Source organism: Vibrio sp. 10N.261.55.A7, from assembly GCF_002877365.1.
Classification (GTDB): Bacteria; Pseudomonadota; Gammaproteobacteria; order Enterobacterales; family Vibrionaceae; genus Vibrio.
Genome location: NZ_MCWZ01000031.1, coordinates 1 through 7119, shown reverse-complemented (window position 1 = coordinate 7119; position 7119 = coordinate 1). Strand labels below are relative to the sequence as shown.

At 44.3% G+C, this 7119-nt stretch carries 5 protein-coding genes; 1 reads left to right on the top strand and 4 read right to left on the bottom strand.

Annotated elements, in window-relative coordinates; translation table 11 throughout:
* Positions 1-195: 195 nt before the first annotated feature.
* The 4 genes from BCU12_RS03580 to BCU12_RS03565 form a co-directional block, all read right to left on the bottom strand.
* Complete coding sequence (locus tag BCU12_RS03580) at positions 196-1323, bottom strand: lipocalin-like domain-containing protein (RefSeq protein WP_102403018.1); 1128 nt, start codon at positions 1321-1323, stop codon at positions 196-198.
* Positions 1324-3777, bottom strand: coding sequence for an ABC transporter permease (locus BCU12_RS03575; RefSeq protein ID WP_102403017.1), 2454 nt, complete (start codon positions 3775-3777; stop codon positions 1324-1326).
* Entirely contained in the window at positions 3758-4429 is a 672-nt protein-coding gene (locus BCU12_RS03570) for an ABC transporter ATP-binding protein (protein ID WP_102403016.1), read from the bottom strand. Before BCU12_RS03570 ends, BCU12_RS03575 begins: the two co-directional genes overlap by 20 nt.
* 116 nt (positions 4430-4545) lie before the next feature.
* Positions 4546-5928 carry an MATE family efflux transporter gene (locus tag BCU12_RS03565; RefSeq protein WP_102403019.1) on the bottom strand — a complete coding sequence of 461 codons (1383 nt, stop codon included), beginning with the start codon at positions 5926-5928 and terminating at the stop codon, positions 4546-4548.
* A 110-nt stretch (positions 5929-6038) separates the two neighbouring features.
* On the opposite strand from BCU12_RS03565, the gene BCU12_RS03560 reads away from it, so the two are divergent.
* On the top strand, positions 6039-7119 hold a 1081-nt coding region (locus BCU12_RS03560; RefSeq protein ID WP_102403015.1), incomplete at its 3' end, for an NAD(P)H-binding protein.

Genomic DNA, 7119 nt, shown 5'->3' with positions numbered 1-7119 from the left:
GTAGTTGTTAATAACACTTCGTATATACCAGTATTTTAATTCGTTATTTCTGATATAACAATCGAGCTTTCTCCCGATTCTGCCAAAAAACATATTCTCTTACAAAGTATATTCAGGCAAAAAAAACTCACTAATCTTTTGATTCAGTGAGTTTAATTGTAGTTGGAAAATCAATAATAGAAAGCTAAAGAGAAGTTAATAGCCCGTTAGTTGCATAAAACCTTGAACTTGATGTGAGCCTGATGTATTTATCGGGCCCTCCCAATATGGGATAAGGAATGGTAGCTGTAGGTTATTATTCACCGCAGTCACTTTGAGATCGATACTGTATTCTGGTATCACTATATTCCATTCGAGAGGAACACGTTTTCCCCCGTCCAAGATCTGGCTTTTCATCGCTTTTAATGAAATCTGATCTTCGCTTAACGCGATGGTATTTCCAGTCTTACTGATGATACTGCCAAATAGGTAGGGCATTTGATCTTGATGACGATAACGACTAATGGTTAGCGTTTCACTTTTATTGAGCTCAATAACAAACCAGTCCCAACCTTTCTGACGTTGAGATATGAGTTGGCTACTCCACTCTTTACTCATCCAAGCACTGCCTTTGACTCGAATCAGTTTATTGCCATCGAGGTTCATTTCGCCACTCACCGACAAAAAAGGCGCACTTATATTGAAAGCAGCAATGGGTAAAAGATCGTGCTTAGGTTGATAGCCATTGTCACCTAACAGAGCGAAAGGGCCAATCATTTGGTTATGGAGTTTTAAACTGAATTCATTGGTTGCCACATTGAGATCACCTGGGAATGGCGTAGTTCCAAGAGATTCCCAATTCCAGTTATCAATCCAAAGCCGAAAAGGGTTGATGGTCATCCCTGCCTGCCCTATTCCTCCTCGAGCCATTCGTTGTTCTTTCCATACTTGCGTTTCGTTAGAAACAACGATATGTGAAATATAGACCTGAGGATTTTGCCAGCCGACCATTTTCCTTTCATCACTTGCTATTCGAAAGTAGCTCCACTGAACCGCGTATTGAAGCCCCTCTTCATCTTCTACATTAGCAAAATATTGCCACCATTCATGTTGGTAATCAGGGTGGAAACGAAAATCACTTGGCAATGTTACGGCAGTATCCGGTAACACAGGTTCAAAGACATGTTTCTGAATCATGTCCACAACAGCATGCTGATTGATCGGTTCTTGCTTGCCAAAACGAGTAAAGTCCATGTAGAAAAACCCGAGAACTATGGCGACGACAAGAGTCGCTAGCGCCATTCTCAATAGGGTTGATTTTCGTTGTATCTTCAGCTTCTTCATTTATAAAGAATCTCGCAATGACTTCATCGGCGTGCTTCGAATAGAGCGAAGTACTGGCAAGGCACCTGCTAACATGAGTGACGCAAGCACCCAAAAGATCGTTTTTGCATAAGCCAGTGGGACGAACTGCAGCTCTAAAGTCCAACCGAATGATTGCTTAATCACCACATCGACGACTAAATTAGCCAAAGCCAAACCAAGCGGCGTTGCGATCGCAATAGAAATCATACAAAACACCAGTAATTGAAGGCCGCTGATGACGACTAACTCCTTACCTGATACGCCAAAACACCGCAGCAATGAAATATGTCTTTGGCGAGAGACTTCACCTGCCAAAGTCGCAAAGAAAATCCCACAAACAGCAATGAACAGCGTAATGTTGCCCAAGGTGTCAGCAATAGCAAACGTTCGGTCAAACAACTTCATTGCCTGAGAGTGTATATCGCTGTTGTCATACACTCTATCAGCGCTCAAACGAAAAACGGACGCTAAACGATTCTTCAAACCTGACGCATTAACACCGTGTTTTAGTTGTACCCCGAGCCCGACATCGCCCGAGCCAGCATAACTATTGAGCCAATTTCTATGCGATAACAGTACTTGGTTATAAGGGTTACCGTAGTCGTAATAAACCCCCACTACTTGCCAACGCTGACCTGTTTGCGATGAAAGATTAATAAAATCACCAGGCCTAATTCCCAGTTTCAACGACATCGATTCGCTTATCATCACACCTTTGGAGTGATGGAGATGGTACCAATAGTTAGGTACGCCAAGTTTCACTGTCAACGCATCCAATTCTGCATCTGTCGAGCCAGTACTGACCACTTGAAGCATACCTTGCTTAGTCGATTCATCTTTTTCCCAACGCCACCAAACACTCTCTACTTCAGGCTGCTTTTGTAACCATGAACTCAAACGTGCTGCAGAACTGTTGCTTGGGTAGATATACACATCGGCGGCAAGTCTCTGAGTTAACCATTTATCTGTAGTATCTCGGAAGCTACCAATCATGGTTTCGACACCAATATTACCAGCCATAGCCAGCATGAGTGCCATGGTTGCGACACCTCGGTAGCTCATGCTTGCTGCCGCATCCGAAAAGAACCAGCGCATTTTGACCCATCGAAGTGAGTAGGTAAAACTAGTGAATACTTTCCAGATAAGATAAGGAGTGAACAGCGCGACACTGGTGAGCAACAAGGCAATAAGTGTGAAGCCTGTCTCTTGAGTCTGCGGGACTTGGTACACCGCAATACCGACCACGCATAGCATACAGGCAATAAAAGCTTGGAAAGTAAATTCCACACCAGCAAAGCGCACCAAAGAGAGACGAGATGTTAATCGATTTGGCTGAGATCGAAGCAATCGAACTAAGGGCCAAATGCAGGCAATGATGACGCCTATCAAGCACATCCCAAGACTGTAGAAGCTTGAATAATAACTCCAGCCAATATCAATGCCTATATTCGCATCGTACAACTCTCCTAAACTTGTCGACACCGATGGAATCAGCTGATTTGCCAGTGTTAAGCCTAAAATATTACCGAGCACCCAACTGATCAAAATCATACTAGACAGCTCAAGCGACAATGCTCGAGCCAGTTGCCAACCTGATACCCCCGTTTGCCTTAACATACCAACGAGCGGCTGACGCTGAACAAAAGATAAAGAAATCGCTTGATAGAAAATGAATAGACCAACAACGAACGACAACATTCCCAATGCCGTCAAATTCGTATGAAATGCTTTAGTCAGTGATTCTAGCTCTGTACGAGAACTTCTCGATAAAATCAATCCGTTAGGAAGACTGCCTTTGAGTTTGAGTAACTTGGTTTTAGGCATGTCCGCACAAGCAATCATATCTATGCCTGAACTGCGGTTTAGCATTTTCAGCAAGGATATATCGGCAATCATTCGAGTGCCGGCCAGGTTGTTATTTTTATCTACGATGATAGGCCCTAAACGAGAATGATCGTTTAAGGTCATGAAGTCACCGTCACTCCAATCAAACCGCTTCGCTAACCCTTCACTCACCACAATCGGATAGGGTGGCCTCATGAGTTCGAGGCTTTTCAATTTCTTCAACGAAGCCCCTTGAGTGACTTGGAGCATCGCAATCGGATCAATTCCAACTAAAACAAGTTCAGCGCCACTCGCTGTTTTGACCGCTTGTTGGTCAAATGGGACGCATTCATGGAAACCATCACGGCGTAGTTGGATATACAAACCCTGCGGAACGTTATTAGAAACGTGTTTTGGTCGAATTCGATAGGGTAGCGGGTTGGAAAAAAGTTTCTCACCATCAGCATAGCTTTCACGAGCATGGTGATTAATCGAGGTCACACCAACCAATAGAGAAACACCGAGCGTCAGCCCGAGAAGAACGAGTATAATTTGAAGGGGGTAACGACGATAGTGCCCTAGTAGCGCTTTAACTACGGGCCATAACATGTAGTTGTCCTCCTTGAAGACGAATACGCCCTTCCATGTGTTCAGCCACTTTCTCACTGTGTGTGACCAGTAATAAAGTACATTCTAATTGCCGAGTTAGAGACGTCAGCAAACGCATTACTGCCTCAGCATTTCTCTCATCTAAGCTACCGGTTGGCTCATCCGCCAACAGAATTTTGGGCTCCATATACAGCGATCGAGCAATGGCAGCGCGTTGCTGCTGTCCACCAGACACTTCTTCAGGATAACGCCCGAGCAAAGGCATAAGATCAAGCGCCGATAAGATTTGGCGCCACAAACCTTGATCTTCAGGTAAGCCCTTTAATTGTCGACAGAATCGAATGTTGTCAGCGATATTGAGCGTAGGGAGAAGATTAAACTGTTGAAATATAAGACCAACATTATTACGGCGGTAGGCTGTTCTGTGATTCTCAGAGCTAGAATGCATAGAAAAGTTTGGGTACCAAACTTCACCAGAATCGATGGTATCAAGCCCTGCAATGAGATTTAAAAGTGTGCTTTTACCGGTACCACTCTCTCCCATGAGAGCGACTTGGTCACCTTGATTTAATGTTAGCTCAGCGCCTTGTAAAACAGGGTGAAATTCACCACCATCAACATATCCTTTACATAGGTCCTTCAGCTGTAACATTAAATAGCTCACGATAATCAGACTAGGATGGTGAATCTACACTAAATTTCGCATTCTAGGAAGTATTTTGGATACTAGATCACAAGATATGCATCAAAATGCAAACAACAAACGCGTCACCTCTCATTTTCAATCAAGTTATTCATCCATTTTTTACTTTTTATACGGTATAAAGACCCAAACCACTTAATGACCTCTTCGGTTAAGAACAGAAGATAAACCCATTCAGGCTCCAACCCCAACCACATTGCCGCAAATGCCGCCAATGGAATTCCGATGAGCCACTGCGCAACCAAGTCCTGATAAAGACAGAACTTCACATCGCCACCCGCTCTCAAAATTCCGTTTATCGCCATCATGGGTATAGAGCGTACAATTAAGCCAATACTAAGAATGAAAATGAATTTTTCTGAGAGCGTTCTTGTTTCTTCCGTCAATGCACTAAAAGCATTCAATATCGGCGCATGCACGACATAGAGCAAAATAGACACCGCTATACCCACAACAAAATTGACAACGAGCAAAGCGAGCGCTTGATGATACACAGCCTCATACTCTTTCGCGCCTAGCTTATTACCGACAAGGACAGCTGCAGAGCTCGACATACCGATCATTAATGCCAATGAGATCGATTCAACCGGTGTCATCACAGACAAAGCCGCTAAGCCTTGCACACCCGATTGCCCCATGATCGCATGATAGGCGAACAAACCTCCGGCCCACGCAAGAAAGTTAAATGTGGTTGGTAACGATAGCGATAAGAATCGGCTAACTTTAACCCAATCAATCGCCGCTTTTATATCTGCCACCCCAAAGGCTAATAGATGCTTCTTAGCGTACAAATATCCATAGAGGGTCAGAACTTCAATAGCACCACTGGTTATCGTCGCTATCGCCGCACCTTTAATACCCAGAGCAGGAAAACCGAAGTGACCAAAAATTAGAATCCAATTTAGAAAAATATTCGACAATATCCCGATGCCGCTAAAGAACGTACTTATCCCTGGTTTATGGATCGCTCTTAACCCAACCGACATACTGGCCACACACGCGACAGCCAACATGCTCACGGAAGCGATCTGTAAATACTCGCTACCGAGTTGATTAATCGAAGGAGAGTCGGTTGTTAGCCCCATAATTTGACTTGGGAATAGAATAAAAATTAGTGCTGCTAAAGTGGCAAAAATACTCGATACCAACCAAGTAAGCGCGGTACTTTCACTCACACCTTTTTTATCACCGGCTCCCCAATACTGAGCAGTGAGTAGCGCCCCACCCGTTGTGACTCCAACAAGCATAATGGTCGTGACAAACGTTGCCCTAGCGGCGACGCCCACTGCCGCGATCTCTTCTTCCCCTAACTGACCAAGCATCAACACATCAACAAGGCCACGGCTTGAAAACATAATACTTTGCAAAGTAATGGGTAAGGCAATAGCCACCAGATTACGAAAGAAGCCATCACTGGTGTGTAAACGGATTTGGGAGATTAGCGACAAATTGGCAACCTTTTGCATGGAATAATAAACAGATCAATTAGGTATAGTATACAGTGAGATAAGTCGTCGAACAGATGAATAGCCACTGTGGAATGTCATAAAGGTATTTTATGAAAAAAGTATTGGTACTGGGTGCTTCGGGATATGTTGGTTCTCAACTGTTGCCGATCTTACTCTCTCAGGGTTACAGCGTAACAGCGGCAACACGTCACTTAGAGTATCTAAAAGCCCGTGTCGTCCCACACCCTAACTTAACCTATGCCTTTCTTGATCTCGCTGATCAGTCAGAAACTCAGAAACTCATTCCCCAGTTCGACCTAATCTTCTTTCTTGTTCATGGAATGGCAGTCGGACACGATTTCGTTGACTACGAACTCTCACTCGCGGAAAACTTCAAATCAGCCTTGATTGGCAGCAACGTTGAACACGTGATTTTCCTTAGTGCGCTGCAACCACCAACAGGGCATTCCGACCATTTAGATGCAAGGAAAGAAACGGGGGACATTCTAAGGCAAACTAACGTCCCCATCACTGAACTGCGCGCTGGTGTAATCATTGGGCCAGGCTCTGCAGCATTCGAAATAATGAGAGACTTCGTCTATAACCTGCCCATTATGATTGCGCCCAAATGGGTTGACTCAAAAGCCAACCCAATCGCCTTAGAGAATTTAAACCACTACCTTATTGAACTTGCAAAAGAGAAACCTAACGAAAACCGAATATTCACAGCAGGAGGGCCAGACACCCTTACTTATCGAGAGCAATTTAAAATCATTTGTGATGTCGCCAATAAGCCATTCCGCCTATGGTCAACCTCACTGCTCTCACCGAAGTTGGCCTCATATTGGCTTGGCCTAGTCACATCAGTGCCGAGCAACATTGGGCGCGCACTGCTTGGTGGTCTAGCGCATGATTTTGTATCTGGCGCTAATGAGGCAAGTGAACAGTTTCCTCAAAAACTCATTTCTTATCGAGATGCTGTTAAATCTGCTGTAGATGCTGAAGGTACTTTTGTTCGTAGCAATGTTTGGGGGTTTGAACCAGAAGCACTGAATCGATGGCAGCCTGGTTATGGTTATTACGCCAAGCAGGCGGGTGCCAGCATAAAAACCACGCTGACAAGCGAACAAATATGGCTCGTCGCGAAACAGATTGGTGGCCGCAAAGAGGGGTATTTCTTTGCTAATATTC

What these genes read in the sequence shown, in the direction of transcription:
- BCU12_RS03580 (WP_102403018.1), bottom strand. Translation starts at nt 1,323, where the DNA reads ATGAAGAAGCTGAAGATACAACGAAAATCAACCCTATTGAGAATGGCG.
- BCU12_RS03575 (WP_102403017.1), bottom strand. Translation starts at nt 3,777, where the DNA reads ATGTTATGGCCCGTAGTTAAAGCGCTACTAGGGCACTATCGTCGTTAC.
- BCU12_RS03570 (WP_102403016.1), bottom strand. Translation starts at nt 4,429, where the DNA reads ATGTTACAGCTGAAGGACCTATGTAAAGGATATGTTGATGGTGGTGAA.